The organism is Asticcacaulis excentricus (assembly GCF_003966695.1).
Classification (GTDB): Bacteria; Pseudomonadota; Alphaproteobacteria; order Caulobacterales; family Caulobacteraceae; genus Asticcacaulis; species Asticcacaulis excentricus_A.
Map to the genome: position 1 here is coordinate 911,714 of NZ_AP018828.1, position 13,570 is coordinate 925,283.

The 13,570-nt window shown below is 61.2% G+C and carries 13 protein-coding genes; 6 read left to right on the forward strand and 7 right to left on the reverse strand.

Annotation, left to right across the window (positions count from 1 at the left end; translation table 11 throughout):
• Nucleotides 1-174: 174 nt before the first annotated feature.
• Nucleotides 175-732 carry a hypothetical protein gene (locus tag EM6_RS15355; RefSeq protein WP_126423995.1) on the forward strand — a complete coding sequence of 186 codons (558 nt, stop codon included), beginning with the start codon at nt 175-177 and terminating at the stop codon, nt 730-732.
• Here EM6_RS15355 and fghA read toward each other — a convergent pair.
• Genes fghA through EM6_RS15370 form a run of 3 tightly spaced genes read right to left on the reverse strand, consistent with a single transcriptional unit; the run spans nt 722 to nt 3,436 of the window.
• Nucleotides 722-1,555 carry an S-formylglutathione hydrolase gene (fghA, locus tag EM6_RS15360; protein WP_126423996.1) on the reverse strand — a complete coding sequence of 278 codons (834 nt, stop codon included), beginning with the start codon at nt 1,553-1,555 and terminating at the stop codon, nt 722-724. The two genes, EM6_RS15355 and fghA, sit on opposite strands and share 11 nt — an antisense overlap.
• Nucleotides 1,556-1,565: 10 nt before the next feature.
• Complete coding sequence (locus EM6_RS15365) at nt 1,566-2,327, reverse strand: GNAT family N-acetyltransferase (RefSeq protein ID WP_126423997.1); 762 nt, start codon at nt 2,325-2,327, stop codon at nt 1,566-1,568.
• Nucleotides 2,327-3,436, reverse strand: a complete 1,110-nt coding sequence (locus tag EM6_RS15370; RefSeq protein WP_126423998.1) for an S-(hydroxymethyl)glutathione dehydrogenase/class III alcohol dehydrogenase — start codon at nt 3,434-3,436, stop codon at nt 2,327-2,329. Before EM6_RS15370 ends, EM6_RS15365 begins: the two co-directional genes overlap by 1 nt.
• A 303-nt stretch (nt 3,437-3,739) precedes the next feature.
• On the opposite strand from EM6_RS15370, the gene EM6_RS15375 reads away from it, so the two are divergent.
• Entirely contained in the window at nt 3,740-5,413 is a 1,674-nt protein-coding gene (locus tag EM6_RS15375) for a methyl-accepting chemotaxis protein (RefSeq protein WP_126423999.1), read from the forward strand.
• A 65-nt stretch (nt 5,414-5,478) separates the two neighbouring features.
• Here the strand turns inward: EM6_RS15375 and ung are convergent, their stop codons facing one another.
• Nucleotides 5,479-6,192, reverse strand: a complete 714-nt coding sequence (gene ung / locus EM6_RS15380) for a uracil-DNA glycosylase (protein WP_126424000.1) — start codon at nt 6,190-6,192, stop codon at nt 5,479-5,481.
• A gap of 170 nt (nt 6,193-6,362) precedes the next feature.
• Between ung and EM6_RS15385 the strand changes: the two genes are divergently transcribed.
• Complete coding sequence (locus EM6_RS15385; RefSeq protein ID WP_126424001.1) at nt 6,363-6,881, forward strand: superoxide dismutase family protein; 519 nt, start codon at nt 6,363-6,365, stop codon at nt 6,879-6,881.
• A 172-nt stretch (nt 6,882-7,053) separates the two neighbouring features.
• Here EM6_RS15385 and EM6_RS15390 read toward each other — a convergent pair whose 3' ends face one another.
• Both EM6_RS15390 and EM6_RS15395 read right to left on the reverse strand, forming a co-directional pair.
• Nucleotides 7,054-7,671 (reverse strand): pseudouridine synthase, encoded by a 618-nt coding sequence (locus tag EM6_RS15390; protein WP_126424168.1) that lies wholly within the window; start codon nt 7,669-7,671, stop codon nt 7,054-7,056.
• The gene (locus EM6_RS15395) at nt 7,671-8,357 is read right to left on the reverse strand and encodes a peptidoglycan DD-metalloendopeptidase family protein (protein WP_126424002.1); all 687 of its coding nucleotides are present in this window, start codon (nt 8,355-8,357) and stop codon (nt 7,671-7,673) included. The genes EM6_RS15390 and EM6_RS15395 overlap by 1 nt, the downstream gene beginning before the upstream one ends.
• Before the next feature lie 105 nt (nt 8,358-8,462).
• Here EM6_RS15395 and EM6_RS15400 point away from each other — a divergent pair, with 105 nt between their 5' ends.
• Both EM6_RS15400 and EM6_RS15405 read left to right on the forward strand, forming a co-directional pair.
• The gene (locus EM6_RS15400) at nt 8,463-9,260 is read left to right on the forward strand and encodes a DUF72 domain-containing protein (RefSeq protein ID WP_126424003.1); all 798 of its coding nucleotides are present in this window, start codon (nt 8,463-8,465) and stop codon (nt 9,258-9,260) included.
• The gene (locus EM6_RS15405) at nt 9,257-10,351 is read left to right on the forward strand and encodes a hypothetical protein (protein WP_126424004.1); all 1,095 of its coding nucleotides are present in this window, start codon (nt 9,257-9,259) and stop codon (nt 10,349-10,351) included. The genes EM6_RS15400 and EM6_RS15405 overlap by 4 nt, the downstream gene beginning before the upstream one ends.
• Before the next feature lie 144 nt (nt 10,352-10,495).
• Here the strand turns inward: EM6_RS15405 and EM6_RS15410 are convergent, their stop codons facing one another.
• On the reverse strand, nt 10,496-12,421 hold the full coding sequence (locus EM6_RS15410) for a S9 family peptidase (protein WP_126424005.1): 1,926 nt from the start codon (nt 12,419-12,421) through the stop codon (nt 10,496-10,498).
• Between the two features lie 553 nt (nt 12,422-12,974).
• Between EM6_RS15410 and EM6_RS15415 the strand changes: the two genes are divergently transcribed.
• Complete coding sequence (locus tag EM6_RS15415) at nt 12,975-13,517, forward strand: DUF4142 domain-containing protein (RefSeq protein WP_126424006.1); 543 nt, start codon at nt 12,975-12,977, stop codon at nt 13,515-13,517.
• Nucleotides 13,518-13,570: the final 53 nt, after the last annotated feature.

Genomic DNA, 13,570 nt, shown 5'->3' on the forward strand with positions numbered 1-13,570 from the left:
GGGGGGAAGATCCGGAACGAAGCCATCCTGCGGCTCCACGGCTTATGCTAGTCACTAAACTGAGCGGGCGCAATATTTTAGGCGTGCGCTTTGCCGATTATACCTTAACAGTTTCGTTATTCGATCCGTAAGCGTGGCTTGAGCGTACCCCTTATACTTCACAGGAAAACCTCAATGAAACGCAATGCTGCGCTGGGCTCCGGCCTACTTTTATGTCTGGCCTCAGCGGCCCACGCCGCCGACCTCACCCCGCAACAGGCCCTGCTCAGTCTTGAAGGCGAGTGGACCGGGGCGCTGGAATACCGCGACTATCAGAGCGATAAATGGTTCGCTCTCCCCGTCAGCCGCACGGTAAAGGTGCTTGAGGACAAGACAACGGTTCTGGAAACCTCACGCTATGATGACGGACCCAAGACCGGCATTGTCTATATCTATGGCCTCTCCGCCTTTGAACCGGATGGCAAGACACTGGCCAGCGCCAGCTTCCGCAAGGGCAAACCGGCCTCGGAAGACCGCGAAACGGCGAGCCTCGCCAAGGGGGCGACGGCGGAAAACTGGACCCTCTATTTCGACAGCACCGCCACGGACGACAACCGCCCGGCGCGTATCCGCATTACGATGGCGTATAAGGACAATGCCTATACGACGCTGAAAGAAATAGATTTTACCGACGATGCCACGGAAACCTGGATCACACGCAATCGCTCACACCTAAAACGGGTTAAGCCTTAAGCCGCCGGGCGTGAAAGTCGAGGTGGTCGTCGATGAAGCTGGCGATGAAATAGTAGCTGTGGTCATAGCCTTCGTGACGGCGCAGGGTTAGCTTTTGCCCGACCATCCCGGCGGCCTGTTCCAGCAGATGCGGCATCAGTTGCGTCTCGAGGAAAGGATCGGCCAAGCCCTGATCGACCAGAATCTCATCAAACGGCAGGGCCTTGCCCTTGGCCAGACGTAAGGCCGCGTCGTATGTTTCCCACGCCTCATGCGACGGGCCAAGATAGGCCTGCATCGCCTTTTGCCCCCACGGACAGTGGACGGGCGAGGCGATGGGCGCGAAGGCCGAAACCGATTTGAACAGGTGCGAATAGTTCATGGCCAGAGTCAGCGCGCCGTGCCCGCCCATCGAATGGCCGGACAGACCAACGCGGCTCATATCCGCCGGAAATTCCGCCGCGATCAGCGCCAGCAGGTCGTGCGTGACATAGCTTTCCATCTGAAAATGCGCCGCCCACGGGCTTTGCGTGGCATTGACGTAGAAGCCCGCCCCCTGCCCCAGATCATAGGCCTCATCATTGGCAACCCCCTCTCCGCGCGGTGAGGTGTCCGGTGCCACGATCATCAGGCCCAGTTCGGCCGCGCGTTTATAGGCCCCGGCCTTTTCGGTGAAATTATTGGCGGTGCAGGTCAGGCCCGACAGCCAGATCAGCACCGGGAACGGCCCCTCACCTTTGGGCACGAAGACGCTGAGCGCCATCGACGTCTGGGTCGCGGCTGAGTCGTGCTTCACAAAGCTCAGCGTGCCCCCGAACAGGCGGTGTTGCGCAGTAATGTCCATGATTAAACCCTCAGATCAGTCGGCGCAGCAGGATACCGGGCAGGATGACGCCCTCCGCCATGTGAATTTCAATCAGATTTTCGCGCTTGAAGCCCAGCGTCCGGTAAAAACCTTCGGCGTTGAGCCCGGAATAGCAGACAAATTCGCGCAGGCCCGCCGCCTTGGCCTCCTTGAGGCAGTGCTGGAACAGGCGGCTGCCCACGCCGAACCCGGCAAAGTCCGGATGGGTGGCAAAGTGGCGGATATGGGCGACGCCTTCGATAACTTCGCCCGAACCGGGGGCTTCGCGGGTGAACCCCCCGCACGCCGCGATCTGCCCGTCCATATCGGCCATGACGTAGAAGGTACCGCAGGTCAGCAGCGCCGGGTCCAGCACGGTCAGGAACGGCAGCACCTCCTCGACCAGATCAGAGCCGTAGGACCGGTGCAGGCCTTCTTCATAGGCCAGACCCAGCATGTCCTCGATATCGGCGCGGTCTTCGGGACGTGCGACCGTCAGCGCCAGCGATTCGGCATAGTCGCGATCATCGCCTGTATCGACCCCGAACAGCACATGCGGCTCCCACGGCCACGACCCGTGCCAGTTTTTTTGCAGGCACGCGGAATGGCACCAGAAGTCCTGCGCCAGAGGCGAAAACTTGGCGGCGCGCCAGTGCGGCATCCACGTCGCGGTCAGGGTCACGGCGGCGTTTTCGTCCTCGATCGGCTCGGAACAGAAGACGCAGCTATAGGGTTCGACGTGCTCGATCTCGAAATCGTCGTCCTCGTCCATCAGAATACGATCACACTCCGGATGCTTTCGCCGGCGTGCATCAGGTCAAAGGCCTCATTGATGCGCTCAAGCGGCAAGGTATGGGTGATCATCGGATCGATCTCGATCTTGCCGTCCATGTACCAATCGACGATCTTCGGCACGTCGGTGCGGCCGCGCGCCCCACCAAAGGCCGAGCCCTTCCACACGCGCCCGGTGACGAGCTGGAACGGACGGGTTTTGATCTCCGCCCCGGCAGGTGCCACGCCGATAATGATGCTTTCGCCCCACCCGCGGTGGCAGGCCTCCAGCGCCTGACGCATGACCTCGACATTGCCGGTGCAGTCGAACGTGTAGTCCGCCCCGCCGCCGGTAAGCTCGACCAGATGCGCGACGATGTCACCCGACACCTTTTTTGGATTGACGAAGTGGGTCATGCCAAAGCGACGGCCCCACTCTTCCTTGGAGTCGTTGATATCGACGCCGACGATCTTGTCCGCCCCGACCAGCTTCAGGCCCTGAATGACGTTCAGGCCGATACCGCCCAGCCCAAAGACCACAGCATTGGCCCCCGGCTCGACCTGCGCCGTGTGAATCACTGCGCCGACGCCGGTCGTCACGCCGCAGCCAATATAGCAGGCCTTATCGAACGGCGCGTCGGGGCGAATCTTGGCCAGCGCGATCTCCGGCAGGACCGTGTGATTGGCGAAGGTCGAACAGCCCATATAGTGATGGATGGCCTGCCCCTTATAAGAAAAGCGCGACGTGCCGTCCGGCATCAGCCCCTTGCCCTGCGTGCCGCGAATGGCGGTACACAGGTTGGTCTTGCGGCTGAGGCAGGATTTGCACTGACGGCATTCCGGCGTGTAGAGCGGGATAACGTGGTCGCCGGGCTTCAGCGAGGTGACGCCGGGACCGACCTCCAGCACGACGCCCGCCCCTTCGTGGCCGAGAATGGAGGGAAACAGCCCCTCGGAATCGAGCCCATCCAGCGTATAGGCGTCGGTATGGCACACACCCGTCGCCTTGATCTCAACCAGCACTTCGCCGTGACGCGGCCCCTCCAGATCGACCTCGACAATTTCGAGGGGCTTTTTGGCTTCAAACGCGACGGCGGCACGGGTCTTCATGGCGGTCTCCCTAAATCTGCTGCCAAACCTAAGACCCCGCTGGATGCGGGGCAAGCCCTAACCGACGGTTACCCCCTATAAAAGCCGCCCTGCGCTCAGGTCCCCCCCCGCCGCATAAGGTAAACAGAAACCATAAGTATCATGTTGTATTACAAAACAAAATTTTGTGATCTCATTTTTCCGGTCAGAAAGCCTTAAGACTCTGAGCCTAGATTGTAACCCTGTTATTGAACGGGGACGTGCGCCGTCCGGGTTTACACGCGGGCGGCCACATCTTCGGATCAAAGTTCGGGGTAAGAAAAGATGAGTATCAAGTTCAAGATTCTGGCGCTGGTCGCCGCCTTCGCCATCATCGCTTCGGCCATTACCGGTCTGGGGTTGGCCACCATCGGCGACTACAACAAAATCCTGGCCAGCTACGGCAATGCCAACCAGAACGCCTATAACGGCGAAAAGCTCAACCGCCTCGTGACGCTTGTGGTGATGGAATCGCGCGGCGTCTACATGGCCGAAAGCACCGAAAAGGCCAAGAAGTTCGCCGATGGCGTCGATAAGGGCCTCGACGATATGCAGGCGCTTTTGACCTCGTGGAAGGCCACGCTTGAACCCAACGAACTGCCGGCCTTTGCCGCCGTCGAAGCCAAGGCGCAGCAATTCATCACCTTCCGCCGCGAAATCGCCCGCGTTGGCCGTGATGTCTCTCCAGAAGAGGCCAACACGTTAGGCAATAACGAAGCCAACCGCGCCAACCGCTCGGGCTTCCAGAAAGACATCGACGCGATGGTCACCACCATCCGCGCCGATCTGGAAAAATCGCAGGCCGAGGTGGCTGGCTATAGTCAGACGCGCTCCAACCTCTTCCTGCTGATGGCCGTCACCGGCATTCTGGCCCTGCTGGCCGTCTCTCTCTGGGTCGCCATCAAGGTCATTTCGCGCCCGATCCAGAATATCGACCGCAGCGTGACGCGTATCTCCGAAGGCGCCTATGACACGCCGATCCCGGAGCATACGGCCAAGGACGAGATCGGCAGCCTGTGGCGTTCGATCCGCGTCCTGCGCGACCGCGCCGCCGAAGCCGAGCAGCTCAAGGTCGAGCAGCAGATGGCCGAAAAGCGCGCCTATCAGGAGCTGATGGCCGAACGTAACCGCATCGCGGCCGAGTTTGAAAAGCACATGGGCGAACTGGCCACGCGCTTTATCTCCTCGTCGCGTACCGTTGCCGAAGCCGCCCGCGGCCTTAACGAAACGGCCGAAGACACCTCAACCCGCGCCGCCTCGGTGTCGCAGGCCGCTATCGACGCCGCTAACAACGTGCAAAACGTGGCTGCGGCCACCGAAGAACTGTCGGCCAGCGTCGGTGAAATCAACCATCAGGTCGTGCGGACCGCCGAGGTGACGCAAAGCGCCGTCGAAGAAGCCAAGAAGACCGAAGAGGCCATTCAGACGCTCTCGACCGCCGCTCAGCAGATCGGCGAGGTCATCAACCTCATTCAGGCCATCGCCGCTCAGACCAACCTGCTGGCGCTCAATGCCACCATCGAATCGGCGCGCGCCGGGGAAGCCGGTAAGGGCTTTGCCGTCGTCGCCTCCGAAGTGAAGCAACTGGCGCAGCAAACCGCCAAGGCCACGGACGACATCCGCTCTAAGATTTCGGAAATCCAGTCGGCGACAGCGGTTACGGTGGGTTCCATCGACGCCATCGTGCGGACGATCGAAACCATCGGCGGCCTGACCGGCTCGATTGCGGCCTCGGTCGAACAACAAGGTGCGGCGACGAATGAAATCGCCGCCAATACCAACCGCGCCGCCACCGGCACGCGCGATGTGACCGGCCACATTACAGGTGTCGATCAGGCGGCCCAGATGACCGGCCACGCCGCGCAGCAACTGCTGGGTCTGTCGTCGGAACTGGAAGAACGCTCCGCCGACCTGCAAGGCGAGGTCGTGGCCTTCGTGCAGCGCCTGCGCGCCGCATAACACGCTTAAGACAAAGCGTTTCCGATAAAATCTCCCCGCCGGTGCGTGCCTCCGGCGGGGTTTTTTTATGCGTCCAGAGGATTGTCCGGCAGCTTCCAGTCGATAGGCGTCACGCCCTGCGCCTTCAGCCAGTCATTGGCTTTCGAAAAGGGCCGGCTGCCCAGAAAGCCGTTGTGCGCCGACAAAGGCGACGGGTGCGCCGATTTCAGCACCAGATGGCGCGACGCATCGACAAAGGCGGCTTTTTTCTGCGCATAGGCACCCCACAGGATGAAGACGACGGGTTGCGGTAAATCATTGACGCGGGCAATCACCGCGTCGGTGAACTTTTCCCAGCCGCGTCCCTGATGCGCCGCCGCCTTGCCCTCCTCGACCGTCAACACGCTGTTGAGCAGCAGCACACCCTGCTTGGCCCAGTGTTCCAGAAAGCCATGTCGCGCGGGCGGAATGCCGAGATCGCTTTGCATCTCCTTGTATATATTGACCAAAGACGGCGGGATGCGCACGCCCGGCCGCACGCTGAAACACAGGCCGTGCGCCTGACCTTCGCCGTGATAGGGGTCCTGCCCCAGAATGACGACCTTGACCTTATCGAGCGGCGTCAGGTCCAGCGCCCGGAAATACTCGCTGCCCCTGGGGAAGATGCGCTTGCCGTGGGCCTTTTCCTCTTTGAGGAAGGCTTTGAGCGATTGCATGTACGGGCTGTGGAATTCCGACGTCAGCGCCGCCTTCCAACCGGGTTCGAGGCTGATGCCGTCCGTGGTGGGGGTGGCTGTCATACGATATATCCTCTTGCACGGTAGAATGGCCCGAACGGACACCGACTCTGCGAAAGCGTCAAGCCGACGGATCATGTCCCTGTCCGCGTAAAACCCCACAGACCAATTGATAACCGTTCGCAAGCGTGAGAGACTACGGGTGGGCGGGACTGATGAGAGAAGGACATTCCATGCGCACATTCGCATTCGCCGCAGCCCTGATCGTCGCTGCCACACCGGTCTTTGCCGCCCCGGCGACGTCAGACCTGATCGGCAATGATGGCAAGACCATCGGCACGGTCACCGTCACCCCGGCCCCCAAGGGCGTCATCCTGCGCATCGAAGCGACGGGCCTCAGCGAAGGCTGGCACGGCGTGCACTTCCACGCCAAGGGCGACTGCGGCGACACCGCCAAATTCCAGAATTCCGGCGGCCACGTCCATGACGCCAGCCACGGCGCGCTGGTGCACGGCCTGCTGAACCCTGCCGCCAATGACGATGGCGACCTGACCAATATCTATGCCGGTAAAGACGGCGTGGCCAAGGCCGAAATCTTTTCGTCACTGGTCAGCTATGCGCCCACCGCCGGTAAGTCGGCCTTGAAAGACGCCGACGGCGCGGCGGTCGTGGTTCACGCTTCGCCCGACGACTATTCGAGCCAGCCCATCGGGGGTGCCGGGGCGCGTGTCGCCTGTGCGGTGGTGAAATAGCCCATAAAAAAGCCCCTTCCGGGAGGCCGGAAGGGGCAGTGGCTCAGGGAAGTCACCCAGAAAAGACTTCCCAGAAAAGACTTCAATGAGAACTCTCACCCCATCACTATGACGCGACACGCATAGCGATCCCATCGGGGAAGCGCGCCCGCCCGTAAGAAACCGGTAAGTTTCAAAACGCGGGTGCGGCGGTAATCTCGATCCTGCGCCCGTCGGCCGGATGCGGAAATGCCAGATATTCGGCATGGAGCCGCAATCGCGGGCTGAGCGCACGCACCGCATCCGGCGCATAAAACTCATCGCCCAGAATAGGATGGCCCAGCGCCATCATATGCACCCGGAGTTGATGCGAGCGCCCTGTGACGGGCTCCAGCGCCACGCGGGTACGCCCCGCCTCTCGCGCCAGAACCGTATATCGGGTCAGGGAGGGTTTTCCGACCTCATGATCGACCTTCTGACGCGGGCGATTGGGCCAGTCGCAGATCAGCGGCAGATCAACCTCCCCCTGCTCGGCGGCCACCTCTCCGGCGACCTCTGCCACATAGCGCTTGGTGACCTGTCGTTCCGCAAAGGCGATGGACAGGGCGCGATGCGCCTCAGCCCCCCGCGCCATCAGGATCAGGCCGGAGGTCGCCATATCCAGCCGATGCACGATCAGGGCGTCCGGCCACAGGGCCTGCACGCGCAGGGCCAGCGAATCCTTGTTCTCCGGCAAACGTCCCGGCACAGACAGCAGGCCCGCCGGCTTGTCGAAGACCAGCACGCTGTCGTCGGCATACAGCGGCGTCATCACAGGTGCGTCAGCCCCAAGAGCGGCCTGGGGTCGGGGCAAACCTGTGTCCACGGGTCGCGCTCGGAGCGTTTAAAGACGCCGGGAAAGTCGCCCGACCGGCCGCCCAGGTCGAGAATAACCTGAAAATGCAGGTGCGGCGACCAGCCGCCATTGACGCGGTCATCGCCCAGACGCGCCAGCCTGTCGCCCGCGTTGAACACCTTGCCCGCAAACAGACCGTCGAGGCTATCGCGGCTGAGATGCCCGTACAGCGTCCAGAAGGTCAGGCCGGGCCGTGGTTCATGTTGTACAATAACCGTCGGGCCGTAGTCTTTGATATTATTGTTGTCCTGAAATGAATGCACATATCCGGACAAAGGCGCGAACACCTCTGTGCCCGCCGGAGCGAACAGGTCGATCCCCAGATGCAGGGTGCGCCGTTCGCCGCCGTCTCCGGCAAAGACGTCGCTGTCGTAAATCCCGCGATCCTCGTCATAGCCCCCGATACGCAGCGGTTCACCGGCCTGCACGGCCCAGCCGCGCGGCATATCGCCCTCCCAGCCTTCGGCCCTCAGCCCCTCGACATCGAGGCGGATCGGACGGGCGGTTTCAAGCCCCGCCATAATCCCGGCACTGGGTTCGGGGCGCGCAGCCAGCCACAGATGATAGGCGGCCAGCCGTTCAGAAGCAGTCACAGACATCATGGCGGCACTTTAGCGATAATAGCTGCGCGACCCTACCCCTTTTTCATACTGACAGCGCCTGTCCATTCGCCGTAGATAGTGGCCCGACCCTAAACGGAGGCAGGCATGAGCATCTATATCGGTATCGGCGGCTGGAACTTCGAGCCGTGGCGCGGCACCTTCTATCCCGATGGCCTGTCGCAAAAGAAAGAGCTGGACTATGCCAGCCGCAAATTGACCTCCATCGAGATCAATTCGACCTATTACGGCGCGCAGAAACCGGAAACCTTTGCCAAATGGCGTGACGAGACGCTGGAAGGGTTCATCTTCTGCGTCAAGGGCTCGCGCTATACCACCAATCGTCGCGTGCTGGCCGAGGCCGGCGAGTCGATTGAAAAATTCATCACCTCCGGCGTCACCGAACTGAAGGACAAGCTGGGGCCGATCAACTGGCAGTTCATGGCCACCAAAAAGTTCGACGCTGAGGATTTCGAGGCTTTTCTGAAACTTCTGCCCACTTCCTACGACGGGGTGAGCCTGCGCCACGCGGTCGAAGTGCGCAGCCCGACCTTTCAGACGCCGGAATTTATCGACATGGCGCGCCACTACAAGGTCGCCGTGGTCAATGCCTTTGACGAAGACTTCCCGCAGATCGGCGATCAGACGGCGGACTTCGCCTATCTGCGCCTGCTGGGCACCGAGGAAAACGAGCCGATCGGCTATGCGCAAGCGGCACTCGATGAATGGTCCGGGCGGCTGAAAGCCATCGAAACAGGCACGGTGCCAGAGGATATTGCCTGCGTCGGCGAAAGAAACCGTCACGAAAACGGCACTAAAAAGCGCGACGTCTTTGCCTATGTCATCAGCGGGGACAAGGTGAAGAACCCGCACGCCGCCATGGCCCTGATCGAGAGAGTGAAATGAAGCGTATCGCCCTGAGCCTCGTCCTTTTGAGCACGACATCAGTCATGGCCGCCGAACCCCACGTGGCCGAGGGCGCACGCAAGGATTACAACAGCTTGCAGCAAACCGCTCAGGGGCTGACGGACCCGCAAATCCGCGCGGCAACGGTTGACGCCCTGTCGCCCGGCACCTGTGTGCGCCATCGCGCCGGACTGACCGCCGAAGGCAAGTCGGTCATCGTGACGCGGCTGGCGGCGCGCGGCTTCGTCGCCGATACCGGCCCGCAAACCACCTCCGGGGTCTTCCCACCGGTGACCGCCGACGGCAGCGCCTGCCCCACCCTCGCTCAGCCCTTTGTGGCGGCCCCCGGCGGTCCCGTCCATTCGCACCACGGCTGGCCCGGCGGGTTGCCGGAGCACGAACGCTTCAATCAGCGCTCCGGCGCGGCCCTGTCGGCGCTTTACAGTGAAAGCGCGGGCCTGCCGGTGGACGCCAGCCTCGTTTCGGCCGCCGCCCTGTGGCACGACTGGGCCAAGGCGCTGGTTTTTCAATGGCAGGCCGACGGCACCACCCTGCCCGAACTGCGCATCGGCGGGGCCAATGCCACGGGCGCACACCATGTGCTCGGCCTGTCTGAGAGCATGGCACGTGAGCTGTCGCCGCGTCTGGTGATCACGCAGGCCTGCGCCCACACGGCACCGGTCGGTGACGGCGCCGCAAAGGTCGCCACCTGGCTGGAGGCCGCCGCCATCATCGCCCGCGTCGATCCGGTCAAGGCTGGATATCTGCGCGAAGGCCCGAACGGTCTGGAGATCAACTGGGGCAACGGGGCGAGCGGCGAAACCGGCGTCTGGCGTGAATGCTTCATCCATAACGAATCCGACGCCGGGTATATCCATTCCGGTGCCGCCGAAAAGACCGCCGACACTGTGCTGGAAAGGCTGGCCCCGCGCTTTGGCTATGACCCCAAGGTCAGCGGCTATCTGATGAAATTCCGCCACGTCGTGCTGGCCGAACTGGGGGCCGACCGCATTCAGGTCCTCGTCAGCGCGGGCGACGAAGCGGCGCTGGTGAAAGCGATCGAAGCGCTTAAGACTAAGGGCTTGCTGTAAATACCTCCTCCCCTGTAGCGAAGCGGACGGGGAAGGTGGCAGCGAATGGAATGAGCTGACGGAGGGGGCCAAAACGACGGCTATGCCCCCTCTGCCTCGACAGGCTCGGCACCTCTCCTGCTAACGCAGAGGGAGGATGTTCCTTTACTCCCCCAAAAGCGTCTTCTGCCAGAACATCAGACTGGTCCAGAACTGATAGTCCTGATTGGCTTTTTTGGCGAAGCCATGCCCTTCGTCCATGCCGACCAGATGCCAGGCCAGACCGCCGCGGGCGCGCACGGCTTCGACGATCTGATCGGCTTCCGACTTGGGGACACGCGGATCATTGGCCCCTGTGACCACCATCAGCGGTACCCGCAGCTCGCTGACCCGCGTCATCGGCGAAATCTCCAGCAGCTTGGCCTTTTGTTTCGGGTCACGCTCGTCGCCATATTCGACGCGGCGCAGGTCACGCCGATAGCTTTGGGTGTTTTCGAGGAAGGTGACGAAGTTGGAAATGGCCACCACGCAGTTGGCGCCTTTCAGACGTGCGCCATAGCGGATGCCCACGGCGTAGCACATATAGCCTCCGTAGGAGCCGCCGGTGACCGCAAACTTCGTGGCATCAAGGCCGGCATCCGTCTCAAGAACGTCGAGGAAGGCCCCGATATCCTTCACAGAATCCTCGCGCTTGAACGGCCCGTTATCGAGCGAGACGAAGCGCTTGCCAAAGCCGGTCGAGCCGCGCACGTTCGGATAGAAGATGGCGATGCCCAGCTCATTAAGCAGGTAATTGTTGCGCCCCAGGAAACCGGTCGTCGATTGCCCTTCCGGGCCGCCGTGAATATTGATGATCAATGGCCGCTTACCGGGGAATTTTTTGGGGTCCGGGCGATAGAGGAAGCCCGACACCTTTTCCTTATCGAACGAGGTGACCTCGACAAATTCCGGCTCGGCATTGACATTGGGGTCAAGCCCACCCGTCTCCGACTGCGTCCAGCGCTTTACCGCCATGGTTTTGGGATCAATCGAATAGGCATCCGACGCCGCCTTGGCCGAAGCGACCGTGACGCCAATCTCGCCCCAGGGCGCAATATCAAACCCACCGACCGTGCCTTTCGGTAGTGATGTGACCGGTGTGGATGTGCCCGTCTTCGGGTCCAGTAGTTTCAGGCGGTAGACACCGGCTTCATTGACCGAATAGGCGATGAAACTACCGTCATCGGCGATGTCGAAACTTTCGACATCCCATTTGGGATCGGGGGATTTAGGCGTGAACTTGCCCGTCTTTATATCCAGCGTCCCCAGCCGCTGAAAATCAGAGCCGATATCCGACGTCACCCACAATGTACCGTCCGGCGCGAACTGCACCCCGCCCCAGGCGATATCCGTCTTGTGGTCGCCGATGGGGGTCATCTGCCCCGACTGGAGGTCCAGCAGATAAAGGTTTGACTTGGTGACCGAAATATATTGCGCGACCACCGCCGTCTTCTTGTCCGGCGCGAAGTCCGCGAACCCCCAGCCGCCGCCACTGACCTGTGCCACCATACGGTCGGTCTTCGGATCACGCGGGTTCATCACGTAAAGGTCAGTATCGGTGCCGTTGCGGCGGGTCGAGCTATAGGCGATCAACTCGCCATCCTTGGAAAAGCCCTGAAAATTATTACGGCTCTTGCCGTCGGTCAGCAGGCTCAGACGGCCGTCTTTAAGCGTATAGAGCTGAAAAAACTCATTGCCGCCCGTGTCTTTGGACACCAGCAGCACGTCGCCTTTCGGAGACAAGGTGCCGCTGACCGGTTCGGCTTCAAACGATATCTGGGTGCGTGCCCCCATCGGCATCCGGACGCTGTGCAGTTGTGCCGTATTGCCAAAGCGCGTCGAAATCAGCATCGAGCGGTCGGTCGGGTCCCAGCCGCGGAAGCTGGCGGTACGAAATTCCATATAGGGCCGCGTGGCGGCGACAATGCTGTCCGGAACCGCCGGGATACCATCGGCGATCAGATTGGCCGGCTTTTCGGCATCGGCCACAGCCATCATCGGCATGAGCGACACGCCCGCCGCCAGAGCCAGAGTCAACAGGGATGTACGCATAATAAGAGCCTCCCATCTGAGAATGAGGACCGACTAAATCACACTCCCGGTACATCTGAAACGACTTTTATGCCCCGCTCAGGGGGGCCTCACCAGGCGTAATGCGGGAATTTACCGTCACCTTATCACGGTTAACGCGTCGCCCATGTCATTCTTATCGCGTTCAACGCTAAGTCTGCAAAATAGACGAACATGCCGATCACGGATCAACAGATCGCAAAAAGCGCCCCAATCCGAACGGTTTAACGCCACGATTGCGCCGGAAAGTCGGCGCATCTTCTCTGTGAACGCTCAATGGCCGAACGCCATGCCTCTGGATCATTATGATTTCTGGTCGAAACATAATGATCCAGATTTTGTTTAGCCCCTCGCCGGGCGGTGGCTTGCGCCACCTTGGCCGCCGCCTCAATGGCGGCTTGAGCGGAATGATTCCAGTAAAAATCATTCCGCTATACATCACGATGGTCAGGGCTAACGGACGGCTGATGAACAGACGCCGGCGGCCCTCTTCAAAAAGCAGACACTGTATCGTTTTTCATAAGGGGAGAGGTTCATGACCCCGCAACTACTGTCTGCCCGTCGCCCAAACCACGCCTTGCCGCTTCGCCGGGCCCCGCGCTCTACCCTGTCCGCGGCGTCTGTGCCGAACATTGTCGATATATTTGTAGGCCTCGTCTCGCGCCTGAACGCCGTCGCCATTCAGGTCCACCGCACGGCCTCCCTGCGTTCAGAATGCGCCGATATTCGCGCCTATGCCCGCCATATGGGCGAAAGCCACGTGTGGCTGAACGAGGCCCTGCTGACGGCGCTTGAAAAGGCCGGGTCGTCGCTGACGCCCGACTACCTGCCCTCACCCGAACAGCAGGACGAGATCGACGCCCTGCAACTGAGCGAGGCCGCGCATTTCGATATCGACTATATCCAGTTCCAGAACCGGCTCTATCTCGATATGCTGAACCTGTGTGAGCGCTTCCTGCGCACGCGCACGCCGATGGCCAATCTCAACATCTACGCCCTGACCCTGTGCGACTATCTGAAATACCACCTGAGCCAGTTTGCGCCGACACTCTCGACGGCGCGGGCCTCGGCCGCGTAGGACGCGCTCAACGGTCTGTGATCAAGTTGGATTTTCGTTTGCATGGCCAGAGG

Bases quoted from the DNA above. Each gene is read 5' to 3' on its own strand.
- EM6_RS15355 (WP_126423995.1), top strand. From the start codon at position 175: ATGAAACGCAATGCTGCGCTGGGCTCCGGCCTACTTTTATGTCTGGCC.
- fghA (WP_126423996.1), bottom strand. From the start codon at position 1,555: ATGGACATTACTGCGCAACACCGCCTGTTCGGGGGCACGCTGAGCTTT.
- EM6_RS15365 (WP_126423997.1), bottom strand. From the start codon at position 2,327: ATGGACGAGGACGACGATTTCGAGATCGAGCACGTCGAACCCTATAGC.
- EM6_RS15370 (WP_126423998.1), bottom strand. From the start codon at position 3,436: ATGAAGACCCGTGCCGCCGTCGCGTTTGAAGCCAAAAAGCCCCTCGAA.
- EM6_RS15375 (WP_126423999.1), top strand. From the start codon at position 3,740: ATGAGTATCAAGTTCAAGATTCTGGCGCTGGTCGCCGCCTTCGCCATC.
- ung (WP_126424000.1), bottom strand. From the start codon at position 6,192: ATGACAGCCACCCCCACCACGGACGGCATCAGCCTCGAACCCGGTTGG.
- EM6_RS15385 (WP_126424001.1), top strand. From the start codon at position 6,363: ATGCGCACATTCGCATTCGCCGCAGCCCTGATCGTCGCTGCCACACCG.
- EM6_RS15390 (WP_126424168.1), bottom strand. From the start codon at position 7,671: ATGACGCCGCTGTATGCCGACGACAGCGTGCTGGTCTTCGACAAGCCG.
- EM6_RS15395 (WP_126424002.1), bottom strand. From the start codon at position 8,357: ATGATGTCTGTGACTGCTTCTGAACGGCTGGCCGCCTATCATCTGTGG.
- EM6_RS15400 (WP_126424003.1), top strand. From the start codon at position 8,463: ATGAGCATCTATATCGGTATCGGCGGCTGGAACTTCGAGCCGTGGCGC.
- EM6_RS15405 (WP_126424004.1), top strand. From the start codon at position 9,257: ATGAAGCGTATCGCCCTGAGCCTCGTCCTTTTGAGCACGACATCAGTC.
- EM6_RS15410 (WP_126424005.1), bottom strand. From the start codon at position 12,421: ATGCGTACATCCCTGTTGACTCTGGCTCTGGCGGCGGGCGTGTCGCTC.
- EM6_RS15415 (WP_126424006.1), top strand. From the start codon at position 12,975: ATGACCCCGCAACTACTGTCTGCCCGTCGCCCAAACCACGCCTTGCCG.